Source organism: Cnuella takakiae (assembly GCF_001953305.1).
GTDB lineage: Bacteria > Bacteroidota > Bacteroidia > Chitinophagales > Chitinophagaceae > Flavisolibacter > Flavisolibacter takakiae.
In genome coordinates, this window is record NZ_MTFE01000010.1 from 4,312,685 (window position 1) to 4,313,645 (window position 961).

General features: G+C 48.2%; 1 protein-coding gene. It reads right to left on the reverse strand.

Annotation, left to right across the window (positions count from 1 at the left end):
* Positions 1-33: 33 nt before the first annotated feature.
* Positions 34-759: a head GIN domain-containing protein gene (locus BUE76_RS18460; protein ID WP_073043572.1), complete on the reverse strand. Its 726-nt coding sequence runs from the start codon at positions 757-759 to the stop codon at positions 34-36.
* Positions 760-961: the final 202 nt, after the last annotated feature.

The window sequence follows — 961 nt, forward strand, 5'->3', positions numbered from 1 at the left end:
AAGCCATGGTCAATCGTCCATGATCCATTTACACTACTGCACCTGGCGAACGCTGCCCGAACCCATGATCTTCTGGGAAACAGTGCCACTGCCTTTATAGGCCACATCGCCGGCACCTTTGATTTCTACATTCAATTGTTTGGAGGCAAATACTTCGGCATTGCCACTGCCGGCAATATCAACCTTTGCACTTTCGCTCAGCAGGTTAAACGCATGCACATCGCCGTTGCCATTGATTTCGGCTTCAAACTCGCGGGTCTGGCCTTCCAGTTTGGCAGAACCACTGCCCGATATTTCGGTAGCCACCCTGGGGGCATCTACAGCAAGCTGGATATCGCCGCTACCTTTAATGGCCAACTGCAGTGCTCCGTTACTGGTAACCTTTCCTTCGGAGCGGATATCGCCGCTGCCGGCAACAGATACATTTTCAAAAGCCGGCGCCGTAGCATACACTTTTATACCCTTTGAAGAACGCAGGTTATAGCCATCCCTCGACGACACTTCTACGGTGCCGCCGTCATTATTTACTTCAATGAAATCAATCAGGTTTTGGTCAGCTTCGATACGGATGCTGTGCCCATTGCCCGATACAAGTACCACATCGATACCGCCCCGCACTTCCACCCCCTTGAATTCGCCAACAGACCGGTTTACGGTTACACGGTTGCCATCGCCTTCTACCCTTTTGCCACCCACAAAGCGGCAGGAAGTACAGCAAAGCAATAAGGAGAAAAAGGAAAGCAGGTAGGCTTGTTTCATGATGGTTGATTTTGGGTTTTAGACGCCCAATATACAACAGAGGTTACAGGATAATGAGCTAATGTGATAATATGCTAATGTGCCAATGAATACAAGCAAAAACAAAGGCTTCTGGAGGAAATAAATAGTGCAGTCTGGTTCGAGAGTATTACATAAAGTGTGTCAGTTGGGGTTTTCGTAACTTCAAAACAGACACAGTTTT

Excerpts from the sequence above, each read along its gene's own strand:
- BUE76_RS18460 (WP_073043572.1), bottom strand. The coding sequence starts at position 759 with ATGAAACAAGCCTACCTGCTTTCCTTTTTCTCCTTATTGCTTTGCTGT.